We start from the raw sequence: 16432 nt of genomic DNA, 5'->3' as shown, positions 1-16432 counted from the left end.
TAACGCACTCAACTGATTGATTCCTCGTTGGTCAAAAAAAATACTTCAAAATCGCGTTGACGGTCACAAAACCACCAACTAGATTTTTCTATTAGTGTCTATAACCAGGAGGTCATTGAAATGAAACGTGCTAGCTCTGCATACCGATTACAACTGATTAAAGAAGTAGCGACCCGACGCGATCGTCAGCGTTCTAATGACCCGATGGCTAACTACATTCAAACGCTATTAGATAATAAAGATGAGAGTGACAGTTCTGTAGAACGCAATCACCGATTCAGTGGTAATCACTTTGATGAGCATATTGGTGGTTGGGTAAGCGATCACTGGGGATCTAAATAGTTAAAGCCCAAAAGAGAGAATCCCATGCTTTACGTGTTTTACATACTTTAAATACATAAAAGCCACCGTTGGGTGGCTTTTTAGTCTTCAGTTATTGTGTGTATTTCTGGATAGCGAAAATAGATTACTGAAACGGCATATCTGAGAGGTGAGATAGCACTTCCATTTGCTCTTCTTCAGTCATACTGTGCCAATCACGCGCGACTCTTTCAGGGTCGTCTTTATCTTCAATACTTTCTTTATCGAGCGACTTTATTGGCTGGCTCTTAATTTTACTCTCTTTTTTACTCATACCAACATCATCCCTTCTGGCACCGTATTCTCTTTAATATTACACCTGCCGCTCGATGTAAAGAGTTTGTTAAAAACAGGCTGTATGAGTCGCAATTATCCAAAAAGATCTTGTTGCGGGCTCATTACCTCTTCTGATGATTGTTCCGGTTTCGATCCATTGTTCAACTGAGCAAGGCGTTTTCTTCGATATCTCTGCCGGCACAATTTAATTACATGCAGCTGTTGAGCAGGCGTCATCGACATCCAATTGAAACGCTCTTCCCGCTTTCGCATGCAACCATTGCAATAGCCTTTTTCATCCGTTGAACATACTCCCACACAAGGGCTTGGAACTTGAAAAAATTCTAACTGCTCCACGACTCCTCCTGAGTACTCTATGTGCCTGATTCTATGATTATAAAATCATCGAAACTAACGAAAACATACTAAACTATGACCGTATACTGACACATATAGCGTTTTGTTAACTATACTTTTCACCAATCAAGTTACGCATCTTTGGTAACTTCGTTTATTCCTTTGGAGCCATATTATATGAAGTTTAGTTCAAAAAAATTACTAGCAGTAACCGCTTTACCTATCATGCTTGCTGCATGTACAACAACAGGTGATGACGCAATGCAAGTAACAGCTACCGATCTACAGCACCATAATTGGGAACTGGCACAAATCGACGGCAAAGACATTGAGAAAAGCGAACACGAAGCAGCACCTCGCCTAGAAATCGGCGAAAAGCTGACAGCTAACGGCATCGCAGGCTGTAATAATTTCTTTGGTCAAGGCGAACTGAAAGACGGTCAATTCCGCATTAAACAGATGGGCATGACAATGAAGATGTGTCACGGTGCGGCAATGGACATCGAACAGTCGGTTTCTGCAACACTTGCAGAGTGGAGTGACGTAACTCTGACCAAAGATACACTGGTACTGAAGAACGACGTACATACTCTGACTTACACGCTAAGTGATTGGAAAAACTAATCCCAATAACGTGTTATTTTGAATTTTAAAAGGAGCCATTTGGCTCCTTTTTTCGTACCTGAAGGGTATTTCTCAATCATTTGAAAAATTTCCATTTTTTCTGCAATTATTTACTCAAAAACTCGGTCATAGGTAAGGTCACATAATTCAATAAGTAATCCTTTGAATTTACTATTGAATTAGAAATTATTTCAGAAACAGATAGAATAACCTAAAGGATGTAACAAATGCATTGCCCTCAGCCGTTCACAAAGATATGGAAAAGTTTATGAACAAATTAGTTAGTACGATTGGATTACTGGCCACAACAGCCTACAGCGCAACACTTTATGCAGACAACACAAACTCGCAAGAGTGGAGCCAAATTGAACGTGAAGCCGAAGGACAAACTGTCTATTTTCACGCTTGGGGTGGTAGCCAAGAGATCAATCGTTATATCCAATGGGCAGGCAAACAACTGCAACAAAACCATGGTGTGACACTCAAGCACGTTAAGGTAACCGACATCGCAGAGACGACCACCCGCCTAATCGCAGAAAAAGCCGCGGGTAAAAACAGCGGTGGTAGTGTCGATATGGTCTGGATCAACGGTGAAAACTTCCGTTCAATGAAAGACAACGCTCTACTGTTTGGCCCGTTCACTGAAACGCTGCCGAATTGGCAATATGTCGATAAATCTCTACCAATCGATGTTGATTTCTCAGAGCCAACTGAAGGCCTTGAAGCACCTTGGGGTGTTGGACAACTTGTCTTTATTCACGACCAAGAAACGCTGAACAACCCACCTCATTCTTTCTCTGAAATGCTGAGCTATGCACAAGCGTACCCGAACCGCTTAAGCTACCCGCGTCCACCAGAGTTTCACGGTACCAGCTTTGTAAAATCACTTCTGATCGAGCTGACAAAAAACGATCCTGCACTGGCTAAACCAGTTGATGAAAAAACATTCCAAACCATCACTCAACCACTGTGGGCATACCTCGATGAGTTCCACAAGGTTGCATGGCGTGGTGGTAAACAATTCCCTGCCGGTACATCTGAAAGTATTCAACTTCTTGATGATGGCCAGATCGACCTAGCCATCACTTTTAACCCTAATGCGGTTTTCTCTGCTCAAGCTAACGGTACACTTGCAGAAACAACCAAAGCGTTTGCTTTCGAAAGTGGTGCACTATCTAACATTCACTTCTTAGCCATTCCTTGGAATGCAAACGCATCGGCAGGCGCTCAAGTTGCGATCAACTACCTATTGAGCCCAGAAGCCCAATCGCGCAAGGGCGACCTTAATATTTGGGGCGACCCGTCAGTGTTAAGCAGTAAGTACCTAACTGGAAGTGCTCGCAATACTCAGCAGTTCAAATCGGTAGATGAGCCGCACCCAAGCTGGCAAACCGCACTCGAGTCTGAGTGGTTAAAGCGCTACGGTAACTAAGTTTGATTCTTCACGCTCTATATTTTGTTGTTATAGCGGTGTGCATTCTCCCAACTATCCCAGGGGTAGTTGGGGTTATTGCTTCATCACTCAGTTACATACCCCCGCTGGGTTTAGAACAGTTTTCTACCGTAGGCTTCCTACAAGTATTCGCGTGGGAAGGCGTATATCACTCTATTGGGCTTACACTTAGCTCAGCAGTTGTCAGTAGCTACCTTGCCTGCTTTCTTACTTTCTGTATTCTTCAAGCCACTTGGGACAAACCGTTTTGGCGTAAAATAGAACTTACGCTCTCCCCTATGCTTGCAATTCCTCATGTCGCCTTTGCGATTGGATTTGCCTTTCTATTTGGCCCTAGCGGTTTAGGAATGAGAACGTTACACAGCATCGTCGGAGTAACATCAACCAACGGTGAACTTGCTTTGCTCGTCAAGGACCCTTATGCCTTGGGCTTGATTGTGATGTTAGCGTTAAAAGAGATCCCGTTTTTGCTGTTAATGAGTATCTCGATTCTGCAGCAGTTAGACATTCCAAAAATCACCAAAGTGAGCGCGTCACTCGGTTACAGTCGTTCACAGATCTGGTGGAAGTGTGTGTTCCCACAATGGTTCAACAAATTACGCTTTCCTATGTTGGCAGTACTCGCTTACAGCTTATCCGTCGTGGATATAGCGCTAATCATAGGCCCAACAAACCCACCGACTTTTGCTGTTTTAGTATGGCAATGGTTCAATGACCCTGACCTAAACCTTCTTCCCCGAGCGGCTGCTGGTGCCATTGTTTTATTTGGCTTAGCTAGCTTGTTAATTGCCTTTGCTCGATTGGTTGAATGGTCCATTCTTAAATGCTTCCGTGGCTGGCAGGTGTCTGGTCGTTCTGGCCTTACTCTACCCGGACGTAGCCTGTTTTCTTTCTTGGCCCTACTGACAGCAGCAATGTTCCCTTTGATGTTGCTGTGGAGTGTTGCTCAACGTTGGCGTTTTCCAGACCTATTGCCAAGTCGATACAGCACTCGCTTTTGGGAATACGAGTGGGATGCAATAACGAGTACCATAGGACAAAGCCTGTGGATTGCCCTCATGTCGGCGACCATCGCCTTAGTATTGGCACTTATTGCTCATGAGTATCGTATTCGGCATCGTTGGCAGATCCCGGGGTACATTATCGCTATTCCGATGCTCATTCCTCAGCTTTCAGTACTGTTCGGTTTGCAGGTAACAACTCTTTATCTCAATAGCACCGCTTATGAGTTTTGGGTTATCTGGTCGCATATATTTTTTGCTTTCCCGTTCGTCTACTTGTCATTAGATGGTCCTTGGCGCAGCTTTGAACCAGGGTTGATTAAGGCGGCTCTAAGCCTTGGAAAATCGCCACTTAGAAGCTGGCTCACCGTTAAACTACCAATACTCCTGCCAGCTATGGTTTTTGCTTGGGCTGTGGGGATTAGTGTGAGCCTCGCTCAATACCTACCAACCTTGATGTTGGGTGCGGGACGAATCAGTACCATTACAACGGAAGCAGTTGCACTAACAAGTGGGTTCGATCGTAGAGTCACTGCTATCTATGCCATTTGGCAAGCATTACTCCCTCTATTCTTTTTCTCATTTGCGATTCTTATTAGCCGCTTACAGGTAAAGTATCGCCGACTTTCATTCAAGGGTTTATTGCCTAATGAGTCTATCTCTCAAAGACCTCGCCATCCATAAACTCGATGGTAACGAACTGTTTTCGTCACTTAGCCTCCATTTGGACGCTGGTGAAGTGTTGGCGCTAATGGGCCCGAGTGGCTGTGGAAAATCGACTCTGCTGGATGTGATTGCTGGTCACCTTAGCAACGAGTTTGAATACACAGGACAAGTCCACGTCAACAACGCGCGAATCGATCAAATTGCTCCTCATCAACGTGAGGTAGGGATCCTGTTTCAAGACGATTTGCTCTTTCCTCACCTAAAAGTTTGGGAAAATTTAGCTTTTGCGTTGCCAAATAGCATTAAAGGGAAAGAGCGCCAACAACGAGCATTTGATGCCCTTAAGGAGATTGAGCTAACAAGGCTTGCGGACTCTTTCCCAGATCAAATCTCGGGAGGGCAGCGAGCGCGAGTCAGTTTAACCAGAATGCTCCTCGCCAAACCTAAAGTCGCGTTATTGGATGAACCTTTCAGCAAACTCGATCCTGAACTGCGTGTTCAATTTCGTGATTGGGTCTTTGAACAGTTGAGCAAAGCGAATATTCCAACCTTAATGGTGACCCATGATGAAACAGATATTCCACCCACCGCGCGAGTACTGAATTGGCCATGGAGCACTGAAAATGCTAGATAAGTATTCTATTAAGGTGATTCGCTGGCCTTTAACACAATCAGCTAAAGTGTTGAACGGCGCTGGCATCACGGCTAATCAAACGACATTTTTTGGATTTTTGATTGGCTGTTTAGCCTTCCCATCGCTCGCTTTTCAACAATATGACTTAGCATTGTTGTTTGTAGTGTTAAATCGTATCTGCGATGGGCTTGATGGCGCTCTTGCTCGCATCCAAGGAATTACCGATGCCGGTGGCTTTCTCGATATCAGCCTCGATTTCTTGTTCTATTCGTTGATACCTTTTGGCTTTGTGATTGCGAACCCCGATGCGAATGCCGTCGCGGGCGCTTTTCTGATTTTCTCCTTCATAGGTACCGGCAGCAGCTTCTTAGCCTTCGCAGTCATGGCAGGCAAGCAAGGAATAGAGAACCCAGTCTATAAGCATAAATCTTTGTACTACATGTCGGGATTAACCGAGGGAACCGAAACCATCGCTTGTTTCATCGCGTTCTGTATTTGGCCGCAACATTTTGCCGTAATCGCCTACGCGTTTGGCGCTGCGTGTTGGCTGACTACTTTTATGCGTATCTACTTTGGTTTTCAAACGCTCAATAATGTAAAAACCTAAACCGCTTCGAAACAAATAACATTGATTCCATAAAAAAGCGCCGCGTTACCATTGAGTAATTCGGCGCTTTCATTTTCGTTTAGCTATAGCTCAGTGCTATTCTGCAGCTTCTAACTTAAAGCGAAGTACTTTCAGGCTCGAATCAACATCAACATCGACAAACTCTGGTGGGTTTGGTAAGCGTTCCAGATATTTCACATTCGGCGCTTCTTCCGCCATGGTATCAATCAGAAAGTTAGGTGAAACCATCGGAGAGTTCACACAAGCGATCACTTCTCCGCCCTCTTTAAGAAGTTCAGGTAGGCGACGCAGAATTCTCTTATAGTCTTTGGTCAGTGCAAAGCTGCCTTTCTGGAAAGATGGTGGGTCGATGATCACCAACTCGTATGGACCACCTTTCTTGATTTTTCCCCAACATTTGAAGATGTCATAACCCAAGAAGTTCACTGAGCGCATGTCATGTTCATTTAATCGGTGGTTGTCGCGACCTTTGCTTAATGAACCGCGAGACATATCTACGTTAAGACACTGACGCGCACCACCCGCTAGCGCAGCTACAGAAAAGCCACAGGTGTAAGCAAACAGGTTTAATACGTTCTTACCTTGAGAGTTCTCTTGAACCCACTGACGGCCATTACGCATGTCTAAGAATAAACCGAAGTTCTGGTTGCGACCGATGTTCAACTGGTACTTAAGACCGTGCTCAATAACAACTGGTGATGAGTCTAGTTCACCCCAAATCACTTCCGATGGGCTGCCTTCAGTATAGCGATGTTGCAGCACAACACTTGTGCCCTGCTTCTGTTGCCAAATTGGCTGCTCTGTCAGTTTAACAAGGCCCTCTTTCAAAACAGATAGGAACTCTTCATCGACCTGTTTGAAAATGTTCACCAACAACTGACCATCGACCCAATCACACGTTAATTGCTCTAGGCCTGGCCAATATTTACCACGACCATGGAAAATACGACGTAGCTCGTTAGGTACTTCATTTAATTGTTGTTCGATATGTTCAAAAAATACCGGTAAAGCAGATGCTTCCATTATATCTCTCACTTAATGTTTAGCTTTGGCCACGCCAGTGACCAAGGTTCAAGCCAAGTATCCAAACCTGTCGATACCGCCTCATGCGACCATTTTTGACCTAGAGATTGGTGTGCTCTCGGGTCGCACACATATTGATATGCTTGAGATTGATAGGTAAATCGAATCGCAAAGGCATGCAGATAGCCACGATCAGATTGACTTGAAGAATTATAAATTGGGTCGCCAACGATCGCCGAACCTATCGACTTCATCGCCACGCGGATTTGATGAGTGCGCCCGGTGTACGGCTTACAAAGCAGCAGTCGTTCACCTGGCTCTGCTGCCGCCGATAAAAACTGGGTCACCGCTGGGTTTTGCTTGCTGTTGATCAGCTTCCAACTTGAGCGTCGAGAGCGCTCCATGTCACCCACGATCAAGCCCTGTTTCTTTTTCGGCTTCTTAGAGCCTATTGCAAGGTAGTACTTTTCAACCTCTCGGTTCGCAAACAACTGAGACAGCTCACTGGCCGCAGCTGCATGTTTTGCGAGCAATAGAATACCTGACGTCATTTTATCTAGACGATGCACAAGATAGAGCTTTTCAATGTTGAGTGATTTTGCCACCTCTTGAAGCAGCATAGTATCACCGTCATCCTTGTGGACACTCACGCCCGGATGCTTATTGATAAGTAAAAAATCTGAATGGTTTACAAGAATATCGAACATGAAAAGGCTTACTCCGTAATCGAGCGTGAAGTATACCTTGTCTAACATCAGATAACAGTAGTGAAAAAGCCCACGACTGAGTGTTCGACAATCGTGGGCTTGATAGCTGTTATCCGTTTTGTGAAGCCGGCTAAGCCAGTTTAAATTGAGCCAGTAGCCCTTCTAACTCTTGAACCTTAGCGTTTAGACTCATCGTGCTCTCAGAGCTGCGTGTTGCCAACTGCAATGAAGATTCTGAGATATCACTAATAGCGGTAATATCGGCAGCAATCTCTTTGGTTACCGCTGTCTGCTCTTCGGCAGCCGTTGCAATAGAGTTAACCATGCTTTGAACATTAGCCGCACCATTTACAATCGCTTCCAACGCTTGCACTGCGCCAGAACTCTGTTCAACGCCAATATCAACTAAACGGCAGTTGTCCTGGGTATAAGTTACCGCTTCCTGAGTGCCTGATTGAATCGCTTGAATGATACCTGATACTTCTTGAGTCGCTTTAGTCGTGCGCTCAGCAAGCGCTCGTACTTCGTCCGCTACAACCGCAAAGCCACGACCAAACTCACCAGCACGCGCAGCTTCGATCGCCGCGTTCAACGCCAATAAGTTGGTCTGCTCGGCAATGTCTTCAATCACTTTAATGACACTACCAATCTGCTCACCATGAGATCCAAGCGTATTCATTTGTTCTGACATTTCACCCATTTGTGCAGAAACCTGCTGAATACTTGTCACCATTTCAACGATAACTGATCGACCATCTTCTGCTGATGTCTCAGAGCGACGCGCTTCTTCATAAGTCGATGTACCTTGTTGAGCAACTTCTGAAATTGTTAGGCTTAGCTCTTCTGCAGCGGTTGCAATCAATGTTGCTTTATCTGCCTGTGCTGACGCACCAGAAACAATGTCTTGGCTGATCGACGAAAGCTCACCCGTTGCGGTTTGCACTTGATTTGTCACAGACGAAATAGAACCGATCAAGCCAACCAAGGATTTCTGCATCTGGTTAATAGACTGACCAAGGTGAGCTAGCTCGTCATCCGAATTATCCACAATGTCTTCTGCGGTCAGATCGCCGCTCGCCACTTTACGTGCTACCTGCTCTACTTTGGTTAAGCGGCTGGTAATTGAATTTGACAATAGATAAGCGATCACAGCACCGGCAGCAATAGAGATGGCCGTTAAGATCAAGATCATACGTTCCATTGCTGTAAATGAGTCTGTTAGAGCAAGTAAGGCTTTATCCGTTTGCACCTCTTCTGCCATTGACGCCTCATCTAATAACGCTTCTATCGGAACCAAGTGTTGTTCGTAAAGAGAACGTAAATCGCGAATATTATCCAAGAAAGCCGCTTCTTGATTCGCTTTTGGCGCAATCTGGTTTTCAAACGCAGTATTGAACTCCTTCATCAAGCTTTCAACACGCTCGATTCGGCGGTAATCAGGCGTCCCCACGCTCTCCAGCGCTTTCACCTTATCAATCGCTTCGAAGAACTGCCCTTTGTTTGCTCGGTAGTCGTTAAACGCACCATTCACATGGGTTACAGTCCCCATCGCATCGCGATAGACGTCCGCCGTTTCATCTACAAGTACGAGATAGTTGACTAACTCAGGTACATCATCCATGCGTATTTCGTCGGCTACTCGGTGTGAGCCAGTTACTTCAATCCAGACAAATGCCACCAATACAATCATTAGCGCCAATATAGAGCTAAAGCCTGCATATAACTTTTTTCTTACAGACAATTTCACGTTTCACCTTCCTAAGGGAGTCAATATTCACTTCGCATATCTTTATGCTTAATCTATATCGACAACTATGCGAATAACTTTAGAAAAAACCGTACGGAAAACCCTATAAATAAGAAAAGGTTAGAAATGAAGCAAAAAAAAGCGAGAGCCCTAAGACTCTCGCTTTCTGTTGATTTTGACTTTTAAGGTCGCGATTACAATTTCTTAGAAATTACCGCTGAACCTGCAATGATACCGATACCTAGTAGCATGATTGCACCTTTACCGCTATCGAAGCCAGAAGAGATACCCATGAATGCAACGATTGCGATTGCTACTGGGATTACAAACTTAACTAGGTTGTACCATAGACCGAATAGTGGGAAAGATACTTCACCGTCGTTAGTGATTTCTTTCTCTAGGTCTGCACGGTTTAGTCTCCAACCAGCGAAGATACATACCAACATACCGCCAACTGCTAGGAAGATCTTATCTGTTAGAAGGTCGAAGATATCAAACGCACCAGTGTCGAATAGTGTTGGACCAACGCCACCTAGAGATAGAGAAGCGAAGATACATAGTGCAGCCATTACAACACTTGCAGAGATTACTGCTGTTACACGCTTCATGCCTTTCTCATCGATTAGGTAAGAAACCACAACCTCTAGTAGAGAAACTGAAGATGTTAGAGCCGCAACACTTAGACCGATGAAGAACATAAGTGCAAATAGAAGACCGATTACGCCGCCCATTTCAGCAAATAGCTGAGGAACAACTACGAATACTAGACCAGGACCTGCTGCTGGCTCCATACCGAATGCGAACATTGCTGGGAACATTGCAACACCAGCTAGGATAGCAACACCGGTATCCATCGCTGTAACCATAGCTGTAGTCTGAACTAGGTTTTCTTTCTTCTTAAGGTAAGAACCGTAAGTCAACATACAACCCATACCTAGAGATAGTGAGAAGAATGCTTGACCAAGTGCAGCAAGAATTACGTTGCTGTCTACCTTAGAGAAATCAGGGCTGAATAGGAACTCAAGACCAGCCATAGAACCTGGAAGCGTTAGACCTTTGATCGATACTACGATAAGGATCAGGAATAGCAGCGGCATTAGAACCTTACCTGCTTTCTCGATACCGCCCGAGATACCTTTCATAACGATAACAACGTTAAGTAGTAGGTATAGGCCCATCCACATTAGTGGTTGAACTGGGTTAGAGATGAAACCGCCGAAGCTGTCACCGATTGCTTCAGGTGCGTCTAGAAGACCACCAGCAATCTTACCGATGTAAGCAATAGACCAGCCGCCTACTACAGGGTAGAAACCCATGATAAGTAGACCACTCACTACGCCGATAACACCAGCGAACGTCCAACGACGGTCTGTTGATTTAAATGCACCTACTGCTGATTTTTGCGTATGACGGCCGATAGCAAATTCAGTCAGCATTACACTGAAACCGATGAAAATCACGAAGAATAGGTAGATTGCAACGAAGGCACCGCCGCCGCTCTCACCTGCTGTGTATGGGAACTTCCAAATATTACCTAGACCAACAGCAGAACCTGCTGCAGCCATTACGAATCCTAACTTCGAACCCCAGGTATCACGAGGCTTTGTGGTTGTATTACTAGTAGCCACTTTAACTCCAAAATTTGTATGTTGTGTAATGTTGTGTTTGCTTTGGGTGGCGTCTTATAAAAAGAAGGTGTAAATCTTCGTTTACATCCTAAAAAATTTGATTGACGCTCGTTGTATAGCAAGTAAACCAGTTTAAGATTAAAATTGGAAGCCCGAACCGTACATATTTCGTTACCAATGTAAAATATTATGGTTAAATGCCGACTTTTCATACAAAACAATCGTTTTCGTCTTAAGTTAACTAAAACTTAACAACTTTACTCTATTTACAGCCTTTACTCTAATTTGTAAATAGTTGTTCTGTAAAATTCCCAAATTGTCAAAATAGCATTACTATCTAAGTGTCTCTTTTTTCGAGTATTAGATGTGGAAAAGCTCTATCATTTCTTAACTTTGGCCGCCGTTGTGCTCTATTGGGTGCTGGTTGCGGGTGTAACGCTTCGAGTCGTACTAAAACGACGCTCAGTTAGCGTCTCTTTATCTTGGCTACTCGTTATTTACATTGTTCCAATCGTGGGCGTTGCTTGTTATTTCCTATTCGGTGAATTGAATTTAGGAAGAAAAAGAGCAGAACGCGCCCAGCGTATGTTTACACCTTTTGGTGATTGGTTCCGACAGTTGAACCACTGCCAAGTGCATGTGCCTGGCAAAGTCGGCTCACCGATCCACAAAATTGATGAACTGTGTAACAACCGCATGGGCATTCCAGCTTTAAGCGGCAACACCCTCTCTTTGCAATCTTCCCCCGAAGAGATCTTACATTCGATCATCGAAGACATCGAAAATGCACAAACTAGCATTAAGATGGTGTTCTACATCTGGCACCCAGGCGGGTTAACGGACTCTGTCGCTTCCGCTTTGATACGAGCGGCAAAGCGTGGCGTCGACGTCAAAGTGTTATTGGATTCGGCAGGATCTCCTCGTTTCTTTAAGAGTCACTGGCGTTCTATGATGCGCGATGCGGGTGTGCAGGTTATCCAAGCTCTTGAGGTAAGCCCTTGGCGTATGTTCCTGCGCCGTCTAGACCTTAGACAACATCGCAAGATCATCGTGATTGATGAAACCGTCGCCTACACAGGCTCCATGAATATGGTTGACCCAGCGCACTTTAAACAAGGTGCTGGCGTTGGACAGTGGATAGATGTAATGGTGCGAGTGACAGGGCCGACGGTTAATGTCTTGTCTGCCATACATGGCTGGGACTGGGAAGTTGAAACCGGAGAACGTATTTTACCCGCTCTGCCCGAATGCAAGGTTGACGAATCAGAAGTTCAACACCCGGTTCAAGTCGTGCCCTCGGGTCCCGGAATGCCCGAGTATTTGATTCTACAGGTATTAAGCATTGCGATTAACCAAGCCAATCGCTCGGTTCGAATCACCACACCTTACTTTGTACCGAGTGCCGATCTGCTCGAAACTCTTAAGATGACTGCGCAACGAGGCGTAAACGTAGAACTGGTGATTCCGCACAGTAACGACTCTCTGATGGTTAAATGGGCATCTCGCGCATTTTATACCGAGCTGCTTGAAGCTGGTGTTAAGATTTACGAATTCTACGGCGGCTTACTGCACACCAAGTCGGTAGTGATTGATGAGGAGTTCTGCCTTATTGGTACGGTAAACATCGATATGCGCAGTTTCTGGCTTAATTTCGAAGTAACTCTCGCCGTCGATGACGTGGACTTTACGCGCCAGCTCGCAGACCTTCAAGAATCATATATTGAAAGTTCTCATCCAGTTAGCCTCGATAAATGGCAAGAACGAAGCCTTCAATCACGCTTCTTTGAGCGTCTATTTTACCTGTTCAATCCATTACTCTAGCTTTTGATTCCTCTCTACAATTTCTTTTGCAGACCCTTTTTCACTAAAGGGTCTAGTTAATTCCTAAAAACTCTTTAACTTCCCTTGCTTTCGTACCCAATGGCATGTTTTAAATAAAGGATAATAGATTGATAAGGAATTCAGAGTATGTCCGAAAGCAAAACAACAAAACTGATCACAGCGGGCCGCGATAAAAAGTGGACTAATGGTGTGGTTAACCCACCCGTTCAGCGTGCATCAACTGTTGTATTTGATACCGTTGCAGACAAACACAAAGCAACCGTAAACCGTGCCAACAAAACTCTATTCTACGGCCGTAGAGGCACCAACACCCACTTTGCTTTCCAAGACGCAATGGTCGACCTTGAAGGCGGCGCAGGCTGTGCACTTTACCCTTGTGGTACGGCGGCAATTTCTAACGCCATCCTCTCGTTTGTTGAAGCAGGCGACCACATTCTGATGGTGGATACGTGCTACGAACCAACACGCGATTTTTGTGACACCATCATGAAAAAAATGGGCGTAGAAACGACCTATTACGAGCCAACCATTGGCGAAGGCATTAAAGATCTTATTCAACCAAACACTAAGGTCTTATTTACTGAATCTCCGGGCTCCATCACCATGGAAGTCCAAGATATTCCTACACTGGCTCGTATTGCTCATCAGCACGATATTATCGTTATGCTCGACAACACGTGGGCCGCGGGCGTGAACTTCTCGCCATTTGACTTCGGAGTCGACATCTCGATTCAAGCAGCAACCAAATACATCGTTGGTCACTCAGATGTCATGCTTGGCACTGCCGTTGCCAATGAAAAACATTGGGACCAACTGCGCGAGCAAAGCTATCTAATGGGGCAGTGTGTGTCACCTGATGATGCTTATCTTGGACTACGTGGTATTAGAACGCTGGATGTGCGTTTACGCCAACACGCAGAGAACAGCTTAAAAGTTGCTCAATGGCTACAAACTCGCCCAGAAGTTGATCATGTTCGTCACCCTGCTCTAGAGAGCTGCCCTGGTCATGAATTCTTTGAACGTGATTTCACTGGCGGTAATGGTCTGTTCTCGTTTGTGCTTAAAACTAGCTACCCACGAGCTACGACTGCACTATTGGATGGCATGAAGCACTTTAGCATGGGTTATTCTTGGGGCGGTTTTGAAAGCTTAATTCTCGCTAACGAACCGAAAAGCTTTGATAACTTGCGAACGGTAGCAAACCCAAATTTCGAAGGCACACTTATCCGACTACATATCGGCCTTGAAGATGTTGAAGACTTAATTGCTGATTTAGAAGCCGGCTTTGAGCGCTACAACGCACTGTTGTAGACCGCAGGTCTAATTTCAACACTAAACTAAAAGGCAGCCACTGGGCTGCCTTTTTGATTCTCTACTCTTGGGGTTTCTTTTCAGTTACTTGATTAATTTACTTGGTAACAAATCGAGTTAAAGATCTCTGAGCGGTTATCATTGAAGAGATAAAGATAGTCATCCAACACTTGATAGTGGTAATCGATCGTGATCCCTTGATATTCACTGTATTCTGCGTTGATCACCGGATCAGGATGCTCAGTTGCGGTTCGTACATCAACAATGGTCATTGATAGACGGTCACCCTGTTGTTTGTAGTATCCGCTATACAAATTTTCTACCACATGACTCGATTCATCTTTGTCCGTAATAGTGACAAACTCTTTAATACTGAATGTTTCATTCGATTGAAAAGTAAAAATCATCCTTTCATAGAGCGATTGATATGGTTCAAAGGCTTTAGAAAGGAAATCCGTTTTCATAGTTTTACAATGCCAGCGGCTACCAGAGAGAGACTCTTTCTCCAGCATAAAACTCATACCCATAGTAAAAATCAAGACTGCTAAAATTATAATCCGCATAGGCTAGTCGCTACATATTTTTTGAAAGAGTCGAACGATGTTTTAGGATCGAATACCGACACGATGTAGTTGAATGACTGCCCATTTTCTTTTTGTACAAACATACTCAAAGCATCATTTTCTGGCTCATCAACCGATGGGTAGATACGGACGAAAACACGTAGGTGACAATGCTTAGGTAGCATTGTTGCAAGAACGAGTTCAAGCTCATCAATCGAGTAACGCTCCTCTCTCACAACATGGAGATAATGTTGATTACTGTTATCAATATAACTGGACGAATACTGCGATTGATCGACAAAGTAAGGTAGCGAAGAGTCAAAGGCGCGATATAAATTAAACGCGATAACGGAAATACAAAGAACAGCGATGACATAAAATCCAATATTGAAGCCTCGGCCATTTTGAATCGATAACGTCTTTGTATTTGAACTGGTTTTCTCTAACGGCTCTCCTGTTACTTGTAGAGCATCTTTAGCAGAAGAGGTTTCTGGTTCTCGCTCAGGTTCAAAGCCAACATCCGAGTCCGACATTCGTTGAGGTTGGATAGGTGTCGATGAAGATATTTCGAGTGAATAGCCAGTTTTGCTCACGGTTCGAATAACGGCACAATCACATGTCACTTTTGCGAGTGTTTTTCGCAGCTTGGATACTACATTAGTTAGCGCTTGTTCAGAAACAATGACATCGCCCCAGCACTCTTTGAAGAGCGCACTGCGCTCTACGCAATCGCCTACATTTTGCAGCAAGAAAACAAACACTTTGCCTTCAAGTGGAGAGAGGGTTTCAATGTCACCATCATTGAAGTGAAACTGCCTACGTAGTGGATCGTAGGTTGCCTCACATATTTGATAATTCTGTCTTTTCACATTCTTTTATAAATCTATATCACTGGCCGCATATAATATTGAAAAGTATAGAAAAGAATAGTCTATTTTCCACTAACGACTAAATTACCCCCGCTTTATCGTTGCTTTTTTGGGCAATCAACCAGATGGTCGTTTACCATGCCTACCGCTTGCATAAACGCATAGCAAATAGTCTCCCCTACAAACTTAAAACCACGCTTTTTGAGGAACTTGCTCATAGCCTTAGATTGTTCAGTTGAAGCAGGAACTTGAGACATTTCTTGCCAGTTGTTCATAACCACTTGATGGTCAACAAACTGCCAAAGTGCGTCAGAAATAGAGCCAAACTCCTTTTGTAACTCAATCGCTGCACGCGCATTAGTAAATACAGAAGCGATTTTTCCTTTATGCTTAACCACGTCATAACTCTCAATGATACCAGCGACGTGTGATTCATCCATTTCTGCTAGAGCCTCTAGATCATACTCTTTAAATGCCGCTCGATAACCTTCTCGCTTCTTCAAGATCGTAATCCAACTCAAGCCAGCTTGCGCCCCTTCAAGTGTAATAAACTCAAACAGAACCTGATCATCGTGAACAGGAATACCCCACTCGTTATCGTGATACTCCCTTTCCAACTCGTGCTTCAATGCCCACGCACAGGTTTGTTCAGTTTGTTGTGTCGTCATTGATGTTCTCCCTCGCGATCAGCATAGCGACCAAAAAATAGTGCCCCTTGGTGGGGCACTATAGTCTTTAACTTA

17 protein-coding genes are annotated in these 16432 nt (G+C 44.5%); 8 read left to right on the top strand and 9 right to left on the bottom strand.

Going from position 1 to position 16432, the window contains the following annotated elements; genetic code table 11:
- Positions 1-120 precede the first annotated feature (120 nt).
- On the top strand, positions 121-342 hold the full coding sequence (locus L1D60_RS20850) for a hypothetical protein (protein WP_032552151.1): 222 nt from the start codon (positions 121-123) through the stop codon (positions 340-342).
- Between the two features lie 124 nt (positions 343-466).
- On the opposite strand, the gene L1D60_RS20845 is transcribed toward L1D60_RS20850, so the two are convergent.
- Positions 467-634, bottom strand: a complete 168-nt coding sequence (locus tag L1D60_RS20845; RefSeq protein ID WP_239842776.1) for a hypothetical protein — start codon at positions 632-634, stop codon at positions 467-469.
- Between the two features lie 95 nt (positions 635-729).
- Positions 730-993 (bottom strand): DUF1289 domain-containing protein, encoded by a 264-nt coding sequence (locus L1D60_RS20840; protein ID WP_239842775.1) that lies wholly within the window; start codon positions 991-993, stop codon positions 730-732.
- A 177-nt stretch (positions 994-1170) separates the two neighbouring features.
- Between L1D60_RS20840 and L1D60_RS20835 the strand changes: the two genes are divergently transcribed.
- The 5 genes from L1D60_RS20835 (at position 1171) to L1D60_RS20815 (ending at position 5978) form a co-directional block, all read left to right on the top strand.
- Complete coding sequence (locus L1D60_RS20835) at positions 1171-1617, top strand: META domain-containing protein (protein ID WP_239842774.1); 447 nt, start codon at positions 1171-1173, stop codon at positions 1615-1617.
- Positions 1618-1885: 268 nt separating this feature from the next.
- Positions 1886-3049, top strand: a complete 1164-nt coding sequence (locus L1D60_RS20830) for an ABC transporter substrate-binding protein (protein WP_239842773.1) — start codon at positions 1886-1888, stop codon at positions 3047-3049.
- Between the two features lie 5 nt (positions 3050-3054).
- Positions 3055-4755, top strand: coding sequence for a thiamine ABC transporter permease (locus L1D60_RS20825; RefSeq protein ID WP_239842804.1), 1701 nt, complete (start codon positions 3055-3057; stop codon positions 4753-4755).
- A complete protein-coding gene (locus tag L1D60_RS20820; RefSeq protein WP_239842772.1) occupies positions 4721-5371 on the top strand; it encodes an ATP-binding cassette domain-containing protein in 651 nt (216 codons plus the stop codon). The genes L1D60_RS20825 and L1D60_RS20820 overlap by 35 nt, the downstream gene beginning before the upstream one ends.
- Complete coding sequence (locus L1D60_RS20815; protein WP_239842771.1) at positions 5361-5978, top strand: CDP-alcohol phosphatidyltransferase family protein; 618 nt, start codon at positions 5361-5363, stop codon at positions 5976-5978. The genes L1D60_RS20820 and L1D60_RS20815 overlap by 11 nt, the downstream gene beginning before the upstream one ends.
- Positions 5979-6074: 96 nt before the next feature.
- Here L1D60_RS20815 and L1D60_RS20810 read toward each other — a convergent pair whose 3' ends face one another.
- The 4 genes from L1D60_RS20810 to L1D60_RS20795 all read right to left on the bottom strand — a co-directional run bounded on the left by L1D60_RS20810 (position 6075) and on the right by L1D60_RS20795 (position 11104).
- Positions 6075-7022, bottom strand: coding sequence for a class I SAM-dependent methyltransferase (locus L1D60_RS20810; RefSeq protein WP_239842770.1), 948 nt, complete (start codon positions 7020-7022; stop codon positions 6075-6077).
- An 8-nt stretch (positions 7023-7030) separates the two neighbouring features.
- Complete coding sequence (locus tag L1D60_RS20805; protein ID WP_239842769.1) at positions 7031-7729, bottom strand: TIGR01621 family pseudouridine synthase; 699 nt, start codon at positions 7727-7729, stop codon at positions 7031-7033.
- A 130-nt stretch (positions 7730-7859) separates the two neighbouring features.
- Complete coding sequence (locus L1D60_RS20800; RefSeq protein WP_239842768.1) at positions 7860-9476, bottom strand: methyl-accepting chemotaxis protein; 1617 nt, start codon at positions 9474-9476, stop codon at positions 7860-7862.
- A gap of 194 nt (positions 9477-9670) precedes the next feature.
- Positions 9671-11104: a sodium-dependent transporter gene (locus L1D60_RS20795; RefSeq protein ID WP_239842767.1), complete on the bottom strand. Its 1434-nt coding sequence runs from the start codon at positions 11102-11104 to the stop codon at positions 9671-9673.
- 366 nt (positions 11105-11470) lie between these two features.
- Here L1D60_RS20795 and cls point away from each other — a divergent pair, with 366 nt between their 5' ends.
- Together cls and L1D60_RS20785 are read left to right on the top strand one after the other, a co-directional pair.
- The gene (gene cls / locus L1D60_RS20790; RefSeq protein WP_239842766.1) at positions 11471-12925 is read left to right on the top strand and encodes a cardiolipin synthase; all 1455 of its coding nucleotides are present in this window, start codon (positions 11471-11473) and stop codon (positions 12923-12925) included.
- A 147-nt stretch (positions 12926-13072) separates the two neighbouring features.
- Positions 13073-14257 (top strand): cystathionine beta-lyase, encoded by a 1185-nt coding sequence (locus L1D60_RS20785; RefSeq protein WP_239842765.1) that lies wholly within the window; start codon positions 13073-13075, stop codon positions 14255-14257.
- Between the two features lie 92 nt (positions 14258-14349).
- Here the strand turns inward: L1D60_RS20785 and L1D60_RS20780 are convergent, their stop codons facing one another.
- The 3 genes from L1D60_RS20780 to L1D60_RS20770 all read right to left on the bottom strand — a co-directional run bounded on the left by L1D60_RS20780 (position 14350) and on the right by L1D60_RS20770 (position 16357).
- Entirely contained in the window at positions 14350-14820 is a 471-nt protein-coding gene (locus L1D60_RS20780) for a hypothetical protein (protein WP_239842764.1), read from the bottom strand.
- Positions 14808-15689 carry a winged helix-turn-helix domain-containing protein gene (locus L1D60_RS20775; protein ID WP_239842763.1) on the bottom strand — a complete coding sequence of 294 codons (882 nt, stop codon included), beginning with the start codon at positions 15687-15689 and terminating at the stop codon, positions 14808-14810. Before L1D60_RS20775 ends, L1D60_RS20780 begins: the two co-directional genes overlap by 13 nt.
- Positions 15690-15784: 95 nt before the next feature.
- Positions 15785-16357, bottom strand: a complete 573-nt coding sequence (locus tag L1D60_RS20770; protein WP_239842762.1) for a DNA-3-methyladenine glycosylase I — start codon at positions 16355-16357, stop codon at positions 15785-15787.
- Positions 16358-16432 lie beyond the last annotated feature (75 nt).

The sequence above is a fragment of the Vibrio sp. Isolate30 genome (assembly GCF_022397975.1).
GTDB classification, from domain to species: domain Bacteria; phylum Pseudomonadota; class Gammaproteobacteria; order Enterobacterales; family Vibrionaceae; genus Vibrio; species Vibrio fortis.
This window is presented reverse-complemented; position numbering and strand designations above follow the sequence as displayed.